Source organism: Salinarchaeum chitinilyticum, from assembly GCF_055390775.1.
Map to the genome: position 1 here is coordinate 2,909,949 of NZ_AP043888.1, position 17,877 is coordinate 2,927,825.

Genomic DNA, 17,877 nt, shown 5'->3' on the forward strand with positions numbered 1-17,877 from the left:
ATGACGAACTATCCGGCCAGGAAAAACCACGGTGTTTCTCTCGGCCGATCGTTGCAGTCTGGCTCAGATCCCGAGGTGCGAACCACGAGCAGTAGCGCCAGCGCTACTCGTAGATCGGGTGCTCCGCACAGAGGTCCTCGACGGTCTCGCGGACGTCTGGGACGACTTCGTCCTCGGCGCCTGCAGCGACGGCGTCGACGACGCGGGCGATGAGGTGAGCGACGGTCTCGGCCTCGGCCTCTTCGAAGCCACGGGTCGTGATCGCGGGCGTGCCGACGCGGATCCCGCTGGGGTCGAACGGCGAGCGCGTCTCGCCGGGAACCGTGTTCCCGTTGAGCACGAGCCCGGCGTCTTCGAGCGCCTCCTCGGCGTCGCCACCGGAGGTGTCGGGGTGGGACGGCCGGAGGTCGACGAGCACGAGGTGGTTGTCGGTACCGCCGGAGACGAGCTCGAAACCGTGCTCCTGGAGGTGCTCCCCCATCGCCTTCGCGTTCGCGACGGTCTGCTCGGCGTACTCCTCGAACTCGGGCTCGAGGGCCTCACCGAAGCCGACGGCCTTGCCAGCGATGTTGTGCATCAGCGGGCCGCCCTGCCCGCCAGGGAAGACGGCCGTGTCGAGGTCGTCGGCGTACTCTTCCTTGCACATGACCATCCCGCCGCGACCGGAGCGAATCGTCTTGTGCGTCGAGCCGGTGACGAAGTCGGCGATGCCGACCGGCGAGGGGTGGACGCCCCCGGCAACGAGCCCGGTGATGTGGGCCATGTCGGCGACCATCAACGCGTCGGCCGCGTCGGCGGCCGCCCGGATCCGCTCCCACTCGACCTCGCGGGGGTAGGCGGAGTAGCCGGCGACGATCACGTCGGGCTCGTACGCCTCGGCGTGCTCGCGGAGGCCCTCGTAGTCGAGGTAGCCCGTCTCGGGATCGACCTCGTACTGCTCGACGTCGTAGAGCTGTCCGGCGAAGTTCGCCGGGTGACCGTGGGAGAGGTGGCCGCCGTGTTCGAGGTCCAGCGAGAGGATCTTGTCGCCGGGCTCGAGCATGGCGTAGTAGACGGCCTGGTTGGCCTGCGTGCCGGAGTGGGGCTGGACGTTGACGTGGTCGGCGCCGTAGAGCTCCTTCGCGCGGTCGATCGCGAGCTGTTCGACGTCGTCGGCGAACTCGCAGCCGCCGTAGTAGCGTGCGCCGGGGTAGCCCTCGGCGTACTTGTTCGTCAGGACGCTGCTCTGGGCATCGAGCACCGCTTCGCTGACGTGGTTCTCCGCGGCGATGAGCTGGAGGGTGGATCGCTGTCGCTCGATCTCGCCCTCGAGTGCGTCGGCGACGGCCGGATCGGCCTCGCGAACGCTGTCGTGGCGCATACGACTCACTTCGCCGGTGGCGCCCTATATCCATCGGAACGTGCCGGCTCTCGCCACCGCAGGCGTCGCTGCTGGGCGCGGGGTCCCGACTCTCGTTTTGCCTGCCGTCGGCCCCTGCCACTGGCAACCACACGGAAAGCTCTATGAGGGCGGCCGAACGATACGCTGCTCCACGGATGCTCGAGTGGGAGGGAACCGAGACCGGCTTTCGCGTTCACGATTCCGCGGGCGCGGAGTGCTCGGTCAGCGGCTCCGACCTCGAGTTCACCGACGCGGACCGCGATCTGCCGCGGCCAGTGGATATCACCCTCGACTGTCTGACCGCCGAGCTCACGTTGCCGGGCGCGGTCGTCTACGCCATCTCGCTGTCCTCCGGGGAGACCGAGGAACTCGGTGCCGACACCGAGCCGATGGCGATGCCAGAAGGCGAGTACCTGATCGACGTCGACGCGGAGGTCAAGACGTACATTCGCCTGAACGGACCGTTCACGCTCTGTCGAACCGCGGACTACGACGGCGTCGTGCTGTCACTGCCAGGGCGGCGCCGGCTGACCCTCGGTTTCCGTGGTCGCGCCCGCAAACCGACGACCGCAATGACGATCCCGCCGACGCCGGAGGGCGTCGCGACGGCGGTGACCCACGCCTCGGTGGCGCACAAGACCACGGGTGCGGATCGGTCCTATCCGACGCTTCGCGGCCACCCGCCGCTGCTCGAAATCGACGAGTCCATCGACGAGGCCGTCGTGCCCGAGAAGATTCGGGCAGCCCATTCGGACACAGGGATCGAGCTCCTCGCACCGAACGCGCTCGAACCGCTCCTCGTCCTCGCACCGCTCGCGTACTATCTCGGAGCAGACGTCGAGGTAGGCAACGTCGCGTCGCCGATGGTTCGTGCTCCCGATACGGACGTCGCACTCGAGCTACCGGCGATGCCCGACCTGGAGCGCGAGGCCACTCGGCTCCTGCGCAAGGTGTTCTTCCTCGACTGTCTCGTTCGCAACGCCGGCCCATACGGCACGGAGCTCGCAGAGGCGAGCCTCCTCGACGCCCTCGGCGTCGACGCCGGGGCGCTGTACGCGGCCTCGCCGGCCGAACGTCTCGCGGCGTATCTCGACGTGCCCTACGGCGCCATCGAGCAGCGACTGCCCGACTGGCACTGCTCGACCTACGTCGAGCCCGACGAGGACGGTATCCAGGCGATTCCCTTCCTGCTGGATCGGATGAGCCTGGTCTACATGCCCCGGACCTCGGAACTCGAGGGCAGCGAACTGGTCGAGCGCTCGCTCGACGACTTCTATCGGGGACGAGCGCCCGAGTACGCGCGTCGACACACCTCGCGCGAGACGTCACGGGAGCGGAATCGGACGGAGCAATCGGTGAGTGCGCCCGCCCCCGATACGACGGAGGGCGACGCGCTCGATCGCGTTCCGCTCTCCGGTGGCGGGAGCTCGGCGGACGTCAGAAGCGCTGGCGAGGTGGCCTCCGTCGACGTCGTCAAACCGGAACTTCGCGGCGGTCGCATCCACGGGTGGCTCGCCGACGGCACCCCGATCGACGTCTTCCGGTGTCTCCCCGAGGCCTACCAGCACCGGATCGACGCGCTCGACCGCGAGAGCGACGGGATCGACATCGCGGTCGTTCGCAACGACGCCGAGATGGACGCCGAACACGCCGACGTCGCAGATATCTACCGTACGCGCGGAGGCGACGTCTCGATCGACGTCTCCGTACACGAGCGTCTCTCCGTCGCTGATCTCGCTGCCCTGTTCGAGGACGATCACGACTTCGTCCACTACATCGGTCACTGCGAGACCGACGGGTTTCGGTGCCCCGACGGCCACCTCTCGGCGTCGTCGATCGACGGCTGTGGGGCCCAGACGTTCTTCCTCAACGCCTGTGGCTCCTACCACGAGGGGGTGGAGCTCGTCCGTACCGGTGCGGTCGCCGGTGCGATCACCTTCTCGCAGGTGCTGAACGACCACGCCGTCGCCGTCGGATCGTCGTTCGCCCAGCTTCTCGTCCACGGGTTCGGATTCGAGCGGGCGCTCCAGCTCGCACGACGTCGGATCATGATGGGCAAGGACTACGCCGTCGTCGGCGACGGGACGCACGCGCTCGCACAGAGCGAGAACCGGCTTCCCGCGACCGTCGAACTCGATGCCGTCGATCAGGGGTTCCTGCTCTCCTACGACCAGTTCTGCTCGCGCCACGCGGGGAGCTTCTACCGTCCGTACCTCGGGGACGATCGGTACGCGTACCTCTGTGGCAACGTCTCGGAGTATTTGCTCGATCGCTCGGAGCTCGCGACCTTCCTCGATCGGGCGGCGCTACCGGTGATCTACGACGGGGACGTCTACTGGTCGGCGTCGCTGGCGGATCGGATCCGCTCCGGTGAGTGAGGAACTCGAGGACGAGACGTCGATGACGTGTGCCGAGGTCGCGACGCTAGCACTGATCCGCCTGCCGAGAACTCGCTATCGAGGACTGTGCCTCGTGATCGGTGAGAAGGCCTCGAACTCAGGGCCCGGTATAGCCACTGCCGCCCGCTACTCGCGAGAGATACCCGACGATTCGTAGCACGCTTCGTGTCACTGCCTGCCAGTGACTTCAGTCTTTGGTCCAAAACCCACACCCGGCCGGCTGATGTCGATTGGCGATTTCCATCGAAGTTTCGTCCACGGACTTGAATGATGTGGACAACGAAGGGCCAATAAAATTAAGTAACAATGGCTCTTTTATACCCGTACGTCTATGGAATCGAATTTACTCGGCGATCGGCTTGACGATATTCTTCGCTCGGCGCTGTCCGACGCGGGGGAGGAGCTTGTGGTCGTCAATCCGACGCGGGATGGGCTCGAATCGCTGATCGACGTCGCTTCGGGAAGCGACGACCTGCCGACCGTTCGCGTCCTCGCGGAGGAGCGGACGCTCAAGGACGTGATGGACGACTTCATCGTGGCGAGCAACGCCGCGGTCCTCATCGAGGACGGCGTGCTCGAGTTCCGCACCGTCGAGGACGGTCCCGAGAACGCACTGCTGGTCACCGACGACCGCGTCGTCGCGATCGTCGACGCCGGTACGCAGGTCGCGGGCCTCGTCAGTGAGGAGGGCGAGTTCGTCGCTGCCGCCAACGAGCGCTACGAGGGCGACTGGGACGCTGCCGAGGAGTACAGCCTCCGGACGCCCTCGATCGAGCGCGTCCGAGAGACCCTCTCCGAGGACATCGGCGCCGACGCAGAGGAGGACTTCACGAACATCCTGGCCTCGCTCGAGACGGCCCGTGGTGACGGCGACGGCCTCGACGAAGTCACGATTAGCCTCCTCGTCGCCGCCAAGAACGAAGCGCTCCTCTACGACATCAGCAAGTGGGGCGAGGACATCGGGATCGCCAGCAAGGCGACGTTCTCCCGGACGAAGACCAAGCTCGAGGACAAGGGGCTCCTCGACACGGAGAAGGTCCCGATCGACGTCGGCCGTCCGCGACTCCGGCTCAAGCTCGGCGACGAGCGACTCCAGGGTGCAGACAACGGCGAGCTCGCCAGCGCGGCACAGTCGCTGCTCGCCTGACCCTGCTGAACTGCACTGACTGGATTCGAGACGCTGCTTCTTCGACCGTTTCGTATCGATCGCTCTCGTCCGCCGAGGAGCGACCGCTCAGGGCGATGGCAGCCCGATTTGCTCGCCGTCGACGTACACCGTCGGGTCACGAATGATGCCGTCGAGGTGGAGCGGTGCGTCGGTGTCGCCACCGATCCCGGCGTCGTCACCGATCGCTACGTGGACGGTGCCCGCTGCCTTCTCGTCGAGTAGCACCGATCCGACGAGCGAGTCGACCGCAAGGTTCGTCCCGATCCCCAGCTCGGCGAGGTTGTACGCCGCGTCGCCGACCTCGGTGGCGGCCGTTTCGACCTGCTCGCGGATCGCCGGATCGGAGATCTCGGTCACGTAGCCGTCCTCGACCTCGAACCGGAGCGTCTCTCCCGATTCGAGCAGCCCGTGGGGCATCATCGTCCCGTCGACGACGTACGTTCCCGAGGCGCTCTTGGGGCTGACGAACACCTCGCCGGCGGGGAGGTTCGAGAAGTCCCCCGGTTCGTGGACGAGGCCGGTGTCGGCGTTCCAGGTCCGACTGCCGGGTCGGACCGTGAAATCCGTTCCGAGCTCCGTGGTAATCCGGATCTCCTCGGCGCCGCTCACGTGGTCGAGCATCGCTTCGCACTCGCGGGCGATGGACTCGTAGTCGGCGTCGAGTCCGGTCGTGAAGACGTCCTCGGTGATGCCGGGGAGCGTCACGCCGCGCGCACCCGCTTCGCACGCTCTCGTCCGGGCGCGTGTGTGGCTGAGACTCTTCGTCGTCGGTACGACGAACACGTCGCTGTCTGCCATCGCTCCCGCGACCGGCTCCGGCGGTTCTGCGCCGTGCTGGTCGCCCGGCTGGTAGCGGACGAGCGTCGCGTCCGGCGTCACTTCGCTGGCGACGTCGTAGAGCGCCGTTCCGATCGGCAGTCGCTCGTCGTCGGTGACGACGGCCACGGATTCGCCACTCGTCACGGCCAGACAGTCCCGGATCGCGGTCCTCGCAGGCGCCTCCAGGTCGGTCATAGTTCCGGAATTGGTCGCCGCTGCCTTGGTCGTTCCGCCGCGTCGGGTGGTCGGTTCCAGGCTCCCCTGCCCCGTCGGGGCGATCGGGACAGCACCGTCGGCCGGCATGCACTCCCCTGGTTCAAACCCCTCGTCACCGCTTTTCGCAGCGTGACTCACTCGTCGCTGTCGCTCCTCGTTCGTTGTTCGCTGCGAAAAGCGCCCGGAGCGGGATTTGAACCCGCGTCACAACCGTGACAGGGTTGTATGATGGGCCACTACACCATCCGGGCTTGCCTGCACTCATTCGTAGACCGGGAATACAACTTAAGGCTTTGCAAAGAATCCCGGTATGCGAAGGGGACACGTCCCATCAACGATCCCCGTCACCGGACGCTCGCACGCCGTGAAACTCGAACCTCGCGAGCCCTGCTCCCCCAAACGCCTATTAGGTGCACTCGCGAACGTCGTCGTACACATCGTCACTCGCCGCTTCGAACGCGGACGTCGCTGCGGTCTGCGATAGCTCCAGCAGCCGGATTTGGCAAGGGTTAAGGGGGTCCCGCAGTGTAGATATCTGTAGTATCTCGTGATAGCCGCTTCTCCCCCAGTAGTCAACACATGGTAGACGTCAGCCAGCACGAACTCGTCCCCGAGCACGAGGTCGTCGAGGAGGACGTTCTCGACGACGTGCTCGACGAGTACGACATCAAACGCACAGACCTGCCGAAGATCAAACGAAGCGATCCCGCGTTGCCCGACGAGGCGACGGAAGGCGACGTCGTCGAGATCGTCCGGGACTCGCGAACGACGGATCGCGCGACAACGTACCGACTGGTGGTAGACTAATGGATCGACAGGACCGACGCGCTATCTCCCGGGAGTATTTCTCCCAGGAACGGCTCGCGGAGCATCACTTCCGCTCGTTCAACGACTTCCTCGACCGGGGCATGCAGCAGGTCGTGGACGAGAAGGAGACCATCGACACCGACATCGGCGACAAGGAGGGCGAGGAGCCCGTCCACGTCGAGCTCGGCGAAGTGCGGGTCGTCACCCCACGCGTTCGGGAGGCCGACGGCAGCGAGGAGCTGCTCTACCCGCAGGAGGCTCGCCTCCGGAACATCACCTACTCGGCGCCCGTCTTCATGGAGATGGCGATCGTGAAAGGCGACGAGGAGCAGGGCGAGGATCGGGTCGTCGACCGCACGGAGACCAAGATCGGCCGGATGCCGATCATGGTCGGATCGAACAAGTGTAACATCAACGGCTTCTCCGACGAGGAGCTCATCGAGATCGGCGAGGACCCCGCCGACCCCGGTGGCTACTTCTGCGTCAACGGTTCCGAGCGCGTGCTGATGACCAGCGAGGACCTCGCGCCGAACAAGATCCTCGCGGAGTACGACACCAAGTACGGCGACGAGATCCAGGTCGCCAAGACGTTCAGCCAGCGCCGTGGCTACCGCGCGCTGGTGCTCGTCGAGCGCAACCGCGAGGGGCTGCTCGAGGTCTCCTTCCCGTCCGTCTCGGGGAGCATCGACTTCGTCACGCTCGTCCGCGCGCTCGGCCTGGAGTCCGACGAGGAGATCGTCCACCGCGTCTCCGACGACCCGGACATCGTGAAGTTCATGCTGGAGAACCTGGAGGCCGCCGACGTCCAGACCGAGGAGGAAGCCATCGAGACCCTCGGCGAACGCGTCGCGAGCGGGCAGGGCAAGAACTACCAGCTCAAGCGGGCCAACTACGTGATCGACCGCTACCTCCTGCCGCACCTCCACGAGGAGGGCGTGGACGAGGAGGAGGTTCGCATCAACAAGTCCTTCTACCTCTGCCGGATGGCCGAGGCCTGTTTCGAGCTCGCACTCGAGCGCCGCGAGTCCGACGACAAGGACCACTACGCGAACAAGCGCCTGAAGGTCAGCGGCGACCTGATGACCGACCTGTTCCGGACCGCGCTCAACAAGCTCGCACGCGACGTGAAGTACCAGCTCGAGCGAGCCAACATGCGGAACCGGAACCTCTCCGTCTCCACGGTCGTCCGCTCCGACGTGCTCACGGAACGCCTCGAGCACCCGCTCGCCACCGGGAACTGGGTGGGCGGCCGCTCCGGCGTTTCACAGCTCGTCGATCGAACCGACCACATGGGCGTTCTCTCTCACCTTCGCCGACTTCGATCGCCGCTGTCCCGGTCCCAGCCCCACTTCGAGGCACGGGACCTGCACGCGACCCAGTGGGGTCGGGTCTGTCCCTCCGAGACGCCGGAGGGGCCGAACTGTGGCCTGGTGAAGAACTTCGCGCAGGCGATGGAGCTGTCACAGGACATCGAGGACGACCGGGAACTGAAACGAGAACTGGCGTCGATGGGTGTCGAGGGGATCCCCGGCATCGAGGGCGTCGAGCGACGAGCGGAGGGAGACTGACATGGCAAGCCAGGAACGCGAGGCGAAAGTCTACGTCAACGGGAGCCTGGTCGGGACTCACCCCGACCCCGAACGGCTCGCAGCACAGGTACGCGAGGCCCGCCGCCGCGGCGAGGTCTCCGAGATGGTCAACGTCTCGGTCAAGGACCGGACACAGGAGGTCATCATCAACGCGGACGCGGGCCGGGCCCGCCGCCCGCTGATCGTGGTCGAGGACGGCGAGCCGCTCCTCGACGACGAGGAGCTCGACGCGCTCGAGGACGGCGACATCAGCTTCGAGGACCTCGTCGAGGCCGGCTACGTCGAATTTATCGACGCCGAAGAGGAGGAGGACATCTTCGTCGCCGTCGACGAAGAGGAGCTGACCGAGGACCACACGCACCTCGAAATCGACCCGCAGCTGATGTTCGGGATCGGTGCAGGGATGATCCCCTACCCCGAGCACAACGCGAGCCCGCGCATTACCATGGGCGCAGGGATGATCAAGCAGTCCCTCGGACTGCCGGCGGCGAACTACCGGATCCGACCGGACACCCGCCAGCATCTCCTGCACTACCCCCAGCTCTCGATGGTCAAGACCCAGACCACGGAGCAGATCGGGTACGACGACCGGCCGGCGGCCCAGAACTTCACGGTCGCCGTCATGTCCTACGAGGGGTTCAACATCGAGGACGCGCTCATCCTGAACCAGGGATCGGTCGACCGGGCGCTCGCGCGCTCGCACTTCTTCCGGACCTACGAGGGCGAGGAACGCCGCTACCCCGGCGGTCAGGAGGACCACTTCGAGATCCCCGACCAGGACGTTCGCGGTGCCCGCGGCGAGGAGGCGTACACCCACCTCGACGACGACGGCCTCGTGAACCCCGAGACCCAGGTCGGCGAGAACGACGTGCTGCTCGGGAAGACGTCGCCACCGCGGTTCCTCGAGGAGCCCGACGACATGGGCGGCCTCTCCCCGCAGAAGCGACGCGAGACCTCCGTAACGATGCGCTCCGGCGAGTCCGGGGTCGTCGACACGGTCACGCTGATGGAGGGCGAGGACGGCTCGAAGCTCTCGAAGGTCTCCGTCCGCGATGAGCGGATCCCGGAGATGGGCGACAAGTTCGCGTCACGGCACGGCCAGAAGGGCGTCGTCGGTCACATCGCCCCACAGGAGGACATGCCCTTCACCGAGGAGGGCGTCGTGCCTGACCTGATCGTCAACCCGCACGCACTGCCGTCGCGGATGACGGTCGGGCACATCCTCGAGATGATCGGTGGGAAGGTCGGCGCGCTGGAAGGTCGGCGCGTCGACGGTACGCCGTTCCTCGGCGAGGACGAGGACGAGCTCCGCGGCTCGCTGGAGGACCACGGTTTCAAGTCCTCCGGCAAGGAGGTCATGTACTCCGGCGTCACCGGCGAGAAGATCGACGCGGAGATCTTCGTCGGCTGTATTTTCTACCAGAAGCTCTACCACATGGTCTCCAACAAGATCCACGCCCGCTCGCGCGGGCCGGTGCAGGTACTCACCCGCCAGCCCACCGAGGGTCGTGCGCGGGAAGGCGGCCTGCGGATCGGGGAGATGGAGCGCGACGTGTTCATCGGACACGGCGCGGCCATGACCCTGAAGGAGCGACTGCTCGACGAGTCCGACCGCGAGTTCGTTCCGATCTGTGCACAGTGTGGGATGGCCGCCGTCGAGAACGTCGAGCAACGTCGCGTCTACTGTCCGAACTGCGACGAGGAGACGGACATTCACGACATCGAGATGAGCTACGCGTTCAAGCTCCTGCTCGACGAGATGAAGGCGCTGGGCATCGCCCCGCGGCTCGAACTGGAGGACGCAGTCTAACATGGTCCGAGAAACGACACCCAAGACGATCGGGTCGCTCAGCTTCGGCCTGATGAACCCCGAGGAGTATCGGGAGATGAGCGCCACGAAGGTCATCACCGCCGACACGTACGACGACGACGGGTTCCCCATCGACATGGGACTCATGGACCCGCGCCTCGGCGTGATCGACCCCGGGCTGGAGTGCAAGACCTGCGGGAAGCGATCGGGCTCGTGTAACGGCCACTTCGGCCACATCGAGCTCGCAGCGCCCGTGATCCACGTCGGCTTCACGAAGCTCATTCGCCGACTCCTCCGCGGAACCTGTCGGGAGTGCTCGAAGCTCTGTCTCACGGAGGACGAGCAGGCGGAGTTCCGGAGCAGCCTCGACCGCACTCGGGAGCTCTCCGAGGACGTCGACGACGTCACGAAGGCAGCGATCCGACAGGCTCGGAAGAAGGACCGCTGTCCCCACTGCGGCGAGGTCCAGTACGACATCCAGCACGAGAAGCCGACCACGTACTACGAGGTCCAGGACGTGCTGGCCGCCGACTACTCCGAGCGCATCGCGGTCGCGATGCAGCCCGAGGAGGACGAGGACGGCGAAGAAATCTCCGAGGGCGTCGCGCCCCCGGAGCTCGCCGAAGAGACCGACATCCCCCTCGACCGGATCCAGTCGATCATGTCGGGCGAGCATCGCCCGCGGGAGGAGGACCGCAAGGCCCTCGAGAAGGCCCTCGACGAGGACCTGACCGAGGAGGACACGAACAAGCTGATGCCCAGCGACATCCGGGACTGGTTCGAGGCCATCCCGGACGAGGACATCGAGACGATCGGGATCTCTTCGGAGAAGTCCCGTCCCGAGTGGATGATCCTCACCGTCCTCCCCGTTCCGCCGGTCACGACGCGACCGTCGATCACGCTGGACAACGGCCAGCGCTCCGAGGACGACCTCACCCACAAGCTGGTCGACATCATCCGGATCAATCAGCGGTTCATGGAGAATCGTGAGGCCGGCGCACCCCAGCTGATCATCGAGGACCTCTGGGAGCTGCTCCAGTACCACGTCACGACGTTCATGGACAACGAGATCTCCGGGACGCCGCCGGCGCGACACCGCTCCGGTCGGCCCCTGAAGACCCTCTCCCAGCGGCTCAAGGGGAAGGAGGGTCGGTTCCGTGGCTCCCTCTCCGGGAAGCGCGTGAACTTCTCCTCGCGGACGGTCATCTCGCCGGACCCGACGCTCTCCCTGAACGAGGTCGGCGTCCCCGACCGCGTCGCGACGGAGATGACGCAGACGATGAACGTCAACGAGCGGAACCTCCCGAAGGCCCGTGGATACGTCTCGAACGGCCCGGAGGCACACCCCGGCGCGAACTACGTGCGTCGTCCCGACGGTCGCCGGCTCAAGGTCACCGAGAAGAACTGCGAGGAGCTCGCCGAGAAGGTCGAGCCCGGCTGGGAGGTCAACCGCCACCTCGTCGACGGCGACATCGTGATCTTCAACCGGCAGCCGTCGCTGCACCGGATGTCGATCATGGCCCACGAGGTCGTCGTGATGCCGTACAAGACGTTCCGGCTGAACACGACGGTCTGTCCGCCGTACAACGCGGACTTCGACGGCGACGAGATGAACATGCACGCCCTCCAGAACGAGGAGGCGCGTGCGGAGGCCCGCGTCCTGATGCGCGTCCAGGAGCAGATCCTGAGCCCGCGCTTCGGTGAGAACATCATCGGCGCGATCCAGGACCACATCTCCGGGCTCTACTTGCTGACGAACCAGAACCCCGGATTCAACGAGACGCAGGCACTCGACCTGCTCCGGCAGACCACGATCGACGAGCTGCCCGAGGCTGACGGCGAGGACGAGGACGGCGCGCCGTTCTGGTCCGGGCGCACGCTCTTCTCGGAGCTGCTCCCTGCCGGCCTCGACCTCGAGTTCACCTCCTCTGCCGGCGACACCGTCGTCGTCGAGGACGGCGAACTCATCGAGGGAACGATCGACGAGGACGGCGTCGGTGCCTTCGGCGGCGAGGTCGTCGACACGATCGCCAAGGAGTACTCGAAGACCCGGGCGCGGCAGTTCGTCAACGAGGTCGCCGCGCTCGCGATGCGGACGATCATGCACTTCGGGTTCTCGATCGGGATCGACGACGAGACGATCTCCGGCGCGGCCCAGGAGCGCATCGACGAGACGATCGAGGACGCCTACGACCGCGTCAACGAGCTGATCGAGACCTACCGTGCGGGCGAACTGGAGTCCCTGCCCGGTCGAACGGTCGACGAGACGCTCGAGATGCGGATCATGCAGACGCTCGGCAAGGCTCGTGACAACGCTGGTGACATCGCGGAGGAGAACTTCGACGAGGAGAACCCCGCGGTCGTGATGGCGGAGTCCGGCGCGCGAGGATCGATGCTGAACCTCACGCAGATGGCCGGCTGCGTCGGCCAGCAGGCAGTCCGTGGCGAGCGGATCAACCGCGGCTACGAGGGCCGAACCCTCAGCCACTACGACGCCGACGACCTCTCTGCGGACGCCCACGGGTTCGTGGAGCACTCCTACACCGACGGTCTCGAGCCGCGGGAGTTCTTCTTCCACGCGATGGGTGGCCGCGAGGGGCTGGTCGACACGGCAGTCCGGACGTCGAAGTCCGGCTACCTCCAGCGCCGGCTGATCAACGCGCTCTCCGAGCTGGAGACCCAGTACGACGGCACCGTTCGCGACACCTCCGACACGATCGTCCAGTTCGAGTTCGGCGAGGACGGCACCTCTCCCGTCGAGGTATCCTCCTCCGAAGAGCACGACGTGGACGTCGAAGGAATCGCAGACGCGATCCTCGACGAGGAGTTCGAGAGCGAGCAGGAGAAGGAGGCCTTCATCGGCAGCGAGGCCCCGGAGACGAACCTCTCCGAACACGGCGAGTCCTGGCGGGTGGAATCCGATGACTGACGTAACAAGCGAACACGAGGCGGTCGTCGAGGGCTCCGAGCTTCCGCTCCGCCTCAAAGAGCGAGTGTACCGTGCGATCGAGGACCGAGACGTCGATACCGTCGAGCAGGTCGAGGAGATCACGCGGGCCGTGGAAGCGGAGTATACGGACTCCCGGGTCGACCCGCTGGATCCGGTGGGAACTGTCAGTGCACAGTCCATCGGCGAGCCGGGAACGCAGATGACGATGAACACGTTCCACTACGCGGGCGTCGCGGAGATCGACGTCACCCAGGGGCTGCCCCGGCTCATCGAGCTGGTGGACGCCCGGAAGGAGCCCGACACGCCGATGATGACGGTGTTCCTCGAGGAGGAGTACGCCGACAGCCGCGAGAAGGCCCACGAGGTCGTCTGGCAGATCGAGGCGACGAAGATCCTCGCGCTAGGCGACGTCTCCACGAACGTCGCGGACATGAACGTCATCGTCGATCTCAACGAGGAGACGCTCCTCGAGCGGTGGCCGAGGGAGGACGACGCCACCGAGGTCGCCGCCGAGATCGCGGGGACGATCGAGTCCTCGCTGGGCGTCGAGGCGCTCCAGAAGGGCACCCGGATCCAGTTCGGTCCCGAGGAGCCGTCATACCGCGATCTCCTCCAGCTCGTGGAGGAGCTCCGCGAGATCACGTTCAAGGGGATCGAGGGGATCAGCCGCGTCGTCGTCCGGAAGGAGGAGACCGAAGCGGGCGAGGAGTTCGTCCTCTACACCGAGGGATCGGACTTCGGAACCGCCCTCGACATCGAGGGCGTCGACGCCTCCCGTTGTTCTACCAACGACATTCACGAGGTATACCGCAACCTCGGCGTCGAGGCCGCCCGCGAGTCCATCATCAACGAGACGATGGAGACCCTCGAGGAGCAGGGTCTCGACGACGTGAACGTCCGCCACCTCATGCTCGTCGCCGACATCATGTGCAACAACGGCGAGATCGAGTCCATCGGTCGCCACGGCATCTCCGGCTCGAAGGACTCCGTGCTCGCCCGTGCGGCGTTCGAGGTCACGGTCAACCACCTGCTGTCCTCGGCGATCCACGGCGAGATCGACGAGCTCGACGGCGTCACGGAGAACGTCATCGTCGGCAAGCCGATCAAGCTCGGGACCGGCGACGTCGACCTCCGGATGGGGTCGTTCGTCGCCGACGGCTCCGCGGACTGAGCGGCCCGGCACTCTCATTCATGCAGCTAGCTATCGGATTCGAGCGATTCTGGAGCGGTGACTACTGAATGCCCTCGCGCACGCTCACCGACGAGGCGCGTCGCACACTCGCGCTCTTCGAGGAGATCACCGAGGTTTCGGGCGTCGACTGCGTCATCGACGAGGAGTTCGACCGCGCGATCGTCCTCGTCCAGCCGGCGGATATGGCCCAGGCGATCGGTCCGGGCGGCCAGAACGTCCAGGCCGTCGAGGCGGAGCTCGGTCGCTCGGTCAAGCTCGTCGAGGACGCCGACACGGCGACGGACTTCGTCGCGAACGCGCTCGCGCCTGCGGCCGTGCTCAACGTCACGATCAGTGAGAACGATGACACCGTCGCGTACGTCGAGGTCGCGGAAGCCGACGTTGGCGTCGCGATCGGCGAAGACGGCCGGAACGTCGAGGCGGCGCGCGTGATGGCCCGACGGCACTTCGATCTCGACGACGTGAAGCTGGCCTGAGGGCGTCCACGGAATCTTTACTACGGGCGAACGAGCACGATATATTCGACATGGGCGAGCGCGTACAGGGATAATCGACGAGCTACGGGCGGCGTCGATGCGCACAGCCACGCTGGTGGGACTCGCGTCGATTCCCGTCGGATTTCTCTGGATCTATCTCGCCGGGCCCGAGAGCGGGATCGCGATCGTCCTTGCAGGAGCGCTGGTGGGTGTGATCTACAGCGATGGACCGGAGCCCGCGTATCGCGCCGGTGCGCGTGCTGGATTGTTCGCCTCGATACCCATAGTTATCGTCCAGCCGACCACGTCGATCCTCGATTTCTGGGCGACGTCCATGGCACTGGAGGTGAAGATCCTCCTCGCTGCACTCTTCGGACTCCTGGGGGTCCTCTTTCTGTGGATCACCGGTGCGTTGTTCTGCATCGCCAGTGCGGTGCTCGCGGCGTTACTCGTCGATACAATTCGGCCACACCTGGCGAACGCCAGGCGATCGCAGTCCTGATCCGGGGTGACGTGTGAACTGCTCGCATACGCCCCGAACCGTTAGCATAGGGCCCGACTTTGCTACGGACATGACCGAGCTCTTCCCCCAACGGGTCGAGACGAAGCGACTCGTCCTCGAACCGATGCACGAGGTCGACGTCCACCGGCTCTACGAGATCTGCGGCAACGACGAGGCGATCGATCGGGTCACGGAGTACATGCCGTGGAACCCCCACGACACGCCGAAGGAGACCGCGGAGTTTCTCGAACAGCAGGCCGAGCGGTGGGAAGACGGCGACACCGCGGGCTACGTGATCCGACCCGCCGACGGCGAGGACGGCGCCGGCGAGATCGCCGGCTCGACCGCGCTCCACGTCGACTGGGACAAGCGACTCGGCACGATCGGGCTCTGGCTCCGGAAGCGGTTCTGGGGTCGTGGCTACTCGGGCGAGCGTGCCGGTGCGCTCCTGACCGTTGCGTTCGACCACCTCGACCTGGAAGTGGTTGCGGTCACCCATATGGCGGGCAACGAGAACTCGAAGCGCGCGATCGAGAAGTACGTCGAGCGCTTCGGCGGCCGGCACGAGGGGCTGCTCCGGAACTTCGAACCGGCCGATATCGATACCGGTGGCGCCGTCGACGCACACCGCTACACGATTTCGGCCGAGGAGTTCGCGGCGAACCGAGACGACGGGCCGGCGGTCGAGATCGTCGCGGAGGCGTGACGGCCAGATTCCACAGAAAGCCCGGAGGCGACGGGGATCCCGTGTCGAAGGTGGTAAGAGCCGTGCCCGAATAGCCCGGCGCAATGAAGGAGGCCGCGGGCGAGGACGCAGCCGGCGGACCTGGCCAGGTGACCGTCGTCGGCACGGCGCACGTCTCCGAGGAGAGCGCCGACCGCGTCCGTTCCGAAATCGAGGAGCACGATCCCGACGTCGTGGCGGTCGAGCTCGACGAGGCGCGCTACCGGCAGATGATGGAGGACGAGGCGCCGGACGACCTCGAGCCGGCGGACCTCCTCTCGGGCAACACCGTCTTCCAGTTCCTCGCGTACTGGATGCTCTCCTACGTGCAGAATCGGCTGGGCGATCGCTTCGACATCGAACCCGGCGCGGATATGCGTGCGGGCGTCGAGACTGCCGAGGAGCACGGGCGCGGGCTCGCGCTCGTGGACAGGGACATCCAGGAGACGGTCCAGCGCTTCTGGGCGCGGCTGACGATTCGCGAGAAGCTGGGACTGGTCGGCGGGCTCGCCGTCGGTGCTGCCGACGGGACGATGATCGGTCTGTCGATGGGGGTAGCGCTGGGCGTCCTCTTCGGCATCGTCGGAGGCCTCGCGATCGCTCCGATGGTCGGCCTGGGCGGTGCGTTCGCACTCGGGCTGGGTGGAACGGTCGTGGCCGGCGTCGTCGGTGGCGTCGTCGTCGGCGCCCTCGTGGGGCTCGTGGTCGGCGTGGGTATCGTGCCGCCTATCTCCGTTCCCGGACTGGGCTATCTCGGTGCCATCGAACGGGCCGGGCTCGGCCTGCTCGGGGGCGTCGTTGCTGGCGGCGTCCTCGCTGTATCCGGCGCCTCGCTTCCGTTCGTCGGAGCGCCGGATTTCGCGTCGATGGGTGGCACGGTGCTCCGTGGCCTCGTGGGCGCACTCACCGGCGGCGCGATCGGCGGCGCCGTGGGAATGGCGCTGGGCGCAACCTTCGGTCCGAGCGGCGATGCCGGTGAGGAACTCGACGAGTTCGACATCGAGTCGCTGACCGACGCGGACGTCGTCACCGCGATGATGGAGGAGTTCCGGCAGTTCTCCCCCGGCGGCGCCGAGGCGCTGATCGACGAACGTGACGCGTACATCGCCCACCAGCTCGTCGGCCTGCGCGAGGAGGGGTACGACGTCGTGGCGATCGTCGGCGCCGGCCACCGCGAGGGGATCGAATCCTACCTCGCCGCGCCGGAGACGCTGCCGACGATCGAGTCGATCACCGGAACCCAGGACACCGGCCGGTTCTCCTGGGGCAAGGCCTTCGGCTACCTGATGCTCGTCGGCTTCGTCGCCTTCTTCGGGCTCCTGGCGCTCGGCGGTGCCCAGAACGTCTTCCTGCTCAAGCTGTTCGCGGCGTGGTTCCTATTCAACGGCGCCTTCGCGTTCACGGCAGCTCGGCTCGCCGGTGCCAGGCTCGACTCTGCCGCCGTCGGCGGTGGCGTCGCGTGGCTGACGAGCATCAACCCACTGCTCGCGCCGGGCTGGTTCGCTGGCTACGTCGAACTGCGACATCGCCCGGTGAACGTCGCCGATATCGGGACGCTCAACGAGCTCCTCGACGATCACGAGCGCCCGATCGGCGAGGTACTTGGCGACATGCTCGACGTTCCACTGTTCCGGCTGATCGCCGTCGTCGCGATGACGAACGTCGGCAGCTTCGTCGCGTCGATCCTCTTCCCGTTCGTCGTCTTGCCCTTCTTCTTCGAGGGCGTTGGCGGCATCGGCGAGGTCGGCGACCTCATGCTCGAAGGCGTCGAGAACGGTGCCGAGCTACTGATCGAGCTGGTGACCTGATCTCCATTCCAGATTCATGACAATGGCAGATACCGA

At 66.3% G+C, this 17,877-nt stretch carries 13 protein-coding genes and 1 tRNA gene; 11 read left to right on the forward strand and 3 right to left on the reverse strand.

Going from position 1 to position 17,877, the window contains the following annotated elements:
- Nucleotides 1-103: 103 nt before the first annotated feature.
- On the reverse strand, nt 104-1,360 hold the full coding sequence (glyA, locus tag ACZ5KP_RS14085; RefSeq protein WP_460918490.1) for a serine hydroxymethyltransferase: 1,257 nt from the start codon (nt 1,358-1,360) through the stop codon (nt 104-106).
- Nucleotides 1,361-1,536: 176 nt separating this feature from the next.
- Here glyA and ACZ5KP_RS14090 point away from each other — a divergent pair, with 176 nt between their 5' ends.
- Nucleotides 1,537-3,759 (forward strand): hypothetical protein, encoded by a 2,223-nt coding sequence (locus ACZ5KP_RS14090; RefSeq protein ID WP_460918491.1) that lies wholly within the window; start codon nt 1,537-1,539, stop codon nt 3,757-3,759.
- Between the two features lie 352 nt (nt 3,760-4,111).
- A complete protein-coding gene (gene tbsP, locus ACZ5KP_RS14095; RefSeq protein WP_460918493.1) occupies nt 4,112-4,927 on the forward strand; it encodes a transcriptional regulator TbsP in 816 nt (271 codons plus the stop codon).
- A gap of 87 nt (nt 4,928-5,014) precedes the next feature.
- On the opposite strand, the gene ACZ5KP_RS14100 is transcribed toward tbsP, so the two are convergent.
- Complete coding sequence (locus ACZ5KP_RS14100; protein WP_460918495.1) at nt 5,015-5,962, reverse strand: aminopeptidase; 948 nt, start codon at nt 5,960-5,962, stop codon at nt 5,015-5,017.
- A 199-nt stretch (nt 5,963-6,161) separates the two neighbouring features.
- A tRNA-Asp gene (locus ACZ5KP_RS14105) sits at nt 6,162-6,234 on the reverse strand.
- Nucleotides 6,235-6,562: 328 nt separating this feature from the next.
- Here ACZ5KP_RS14105 and ACZ5KP_RS14110 point away from each other — a divergent pair.
- The 9 genes from ACZ5KP_RS14110 (at nt 6,563) to ACZ5KP_RS14150 (ending at nt 17,841) form a co-directional block, all read left to right on the forward strand.
- A complete protein-coding gene (locus ACZ5KP_RS14110) occupies nt 6,563-6,790 on the forward strand; it encodes a DNA-directed RNA polymerase subunit H (RefSeq protein WP_460918496.1) in 228 nt (75 codons plus the stop codon).
- On the forward strand, nt 6,790-8,358 hold the full coding sequence (locus ACZ5KP_RS14115; protein WP_460918498.1) for a DNA-directed RNA polymerase subunit B'': 1,569 nt from the start codon (nt 6,790-6,792) through the stop codon (nt 8,356-8,358). Before ACZ5KP_RS14110 ends, ACZ5KP_RS14115 begins: the two co-directional genes overlap by 1 nt.
- A 1-nt stretch (nt 8,359) precedes the next feature.
- The gene (gene rpoB / locus ACZ5KP_RS14120) at nt 8,360-10,189 is read left to right on the forward strand and encodes a DNA-directed RNA polymerase subunit B (RefSeq protein WP_460918499.1); all 1,830 of its coding nucleotides are present in this window, start codon (nt 8,360-8,362) and stop codon (nt 10,187-10,189) included.
- A 1-nt stretch (nt 10,190) separates the two neighbouring features.
- Nucleotides 10,191-13,118, forward strand: coding sequence for a DNA-directed RNA polymerase subunit A' (locus tag ACZ5KP_RS14125; protein WP_460918500.1), 2,928 nt, complete (start codon nt 10,191-10,193; stop codon nt 13,116-13,118).
- The gene (gene rpoA2, locus ACZ5KP_RS14130; protein ID WP_460918501.1) at nt 13,111-14,310 is read left to right on the forward strand and encodes a DNA-directed RNA polymerase subunit A''; all 1,200 of its coding nucleotides are present in this window, start codon (nt 13,111-13,113) and stop codon (nt 14,308-14,310) included. Before ACZ5KP_RS14125 ends, rpoA2 begins: the two co-directional genes overlap by 8 nt.
- Before the next feature lie 68 nt (nt 14,311-14,378).
- Nucleotides 14,379-14,807 (forward strand): NusA-like transcription termination signal-binding factor, encoded by a 429-nt coding sequence (locus tag ACZ5KP_RS14135; protein ID WP_460918502.1) that lies wholly within the window; start codon nt 14,379-14,381, stop codon nt 14,805-14,807.
- Between the two features lie 97 nt (nt 14,808-14,904).
- Nucleotides 14,905-15,309 (forward strand): DUF5518 domain-containing protein, encoded by a 405-nt coding sequence (locus ACZ5KP_RS14140; RefSeq protein WP_460918503.1) that lies wholly within the window; start codon nt 14,905-14,907, stop codon nt 15,307-15,309.
- Between the two features lie 70 nt (nt 15,310-15,379).
- Nucleotides 15,380-16,015 (forward strand): GNAT family N-acetyltransferase, encoded by a 636-nt coding sequence (locus ACZ5KP_RS14145; protein WP_460918504.1) that lies wholly within the window; start codon nt 15,380-15,382, stop codon nt 16,013-16,015.
- Nucleotides 16,016-16,098: 83 nt separating this feature from the next.
- Nucleotides 16,099-17,841 (forward strand): TraB/GumN family protein, encoded by a 1,743-nt coding sequence (locus ACZ5KP_RS14150; protein ID WP_460918506.1) that lies wholly within the window; start codon nt 16,099-16,101, stop codon nt 17,839-17,841.
- Nucleotides 17,842-17,877 lie beyond the last annotated feature (36 nt).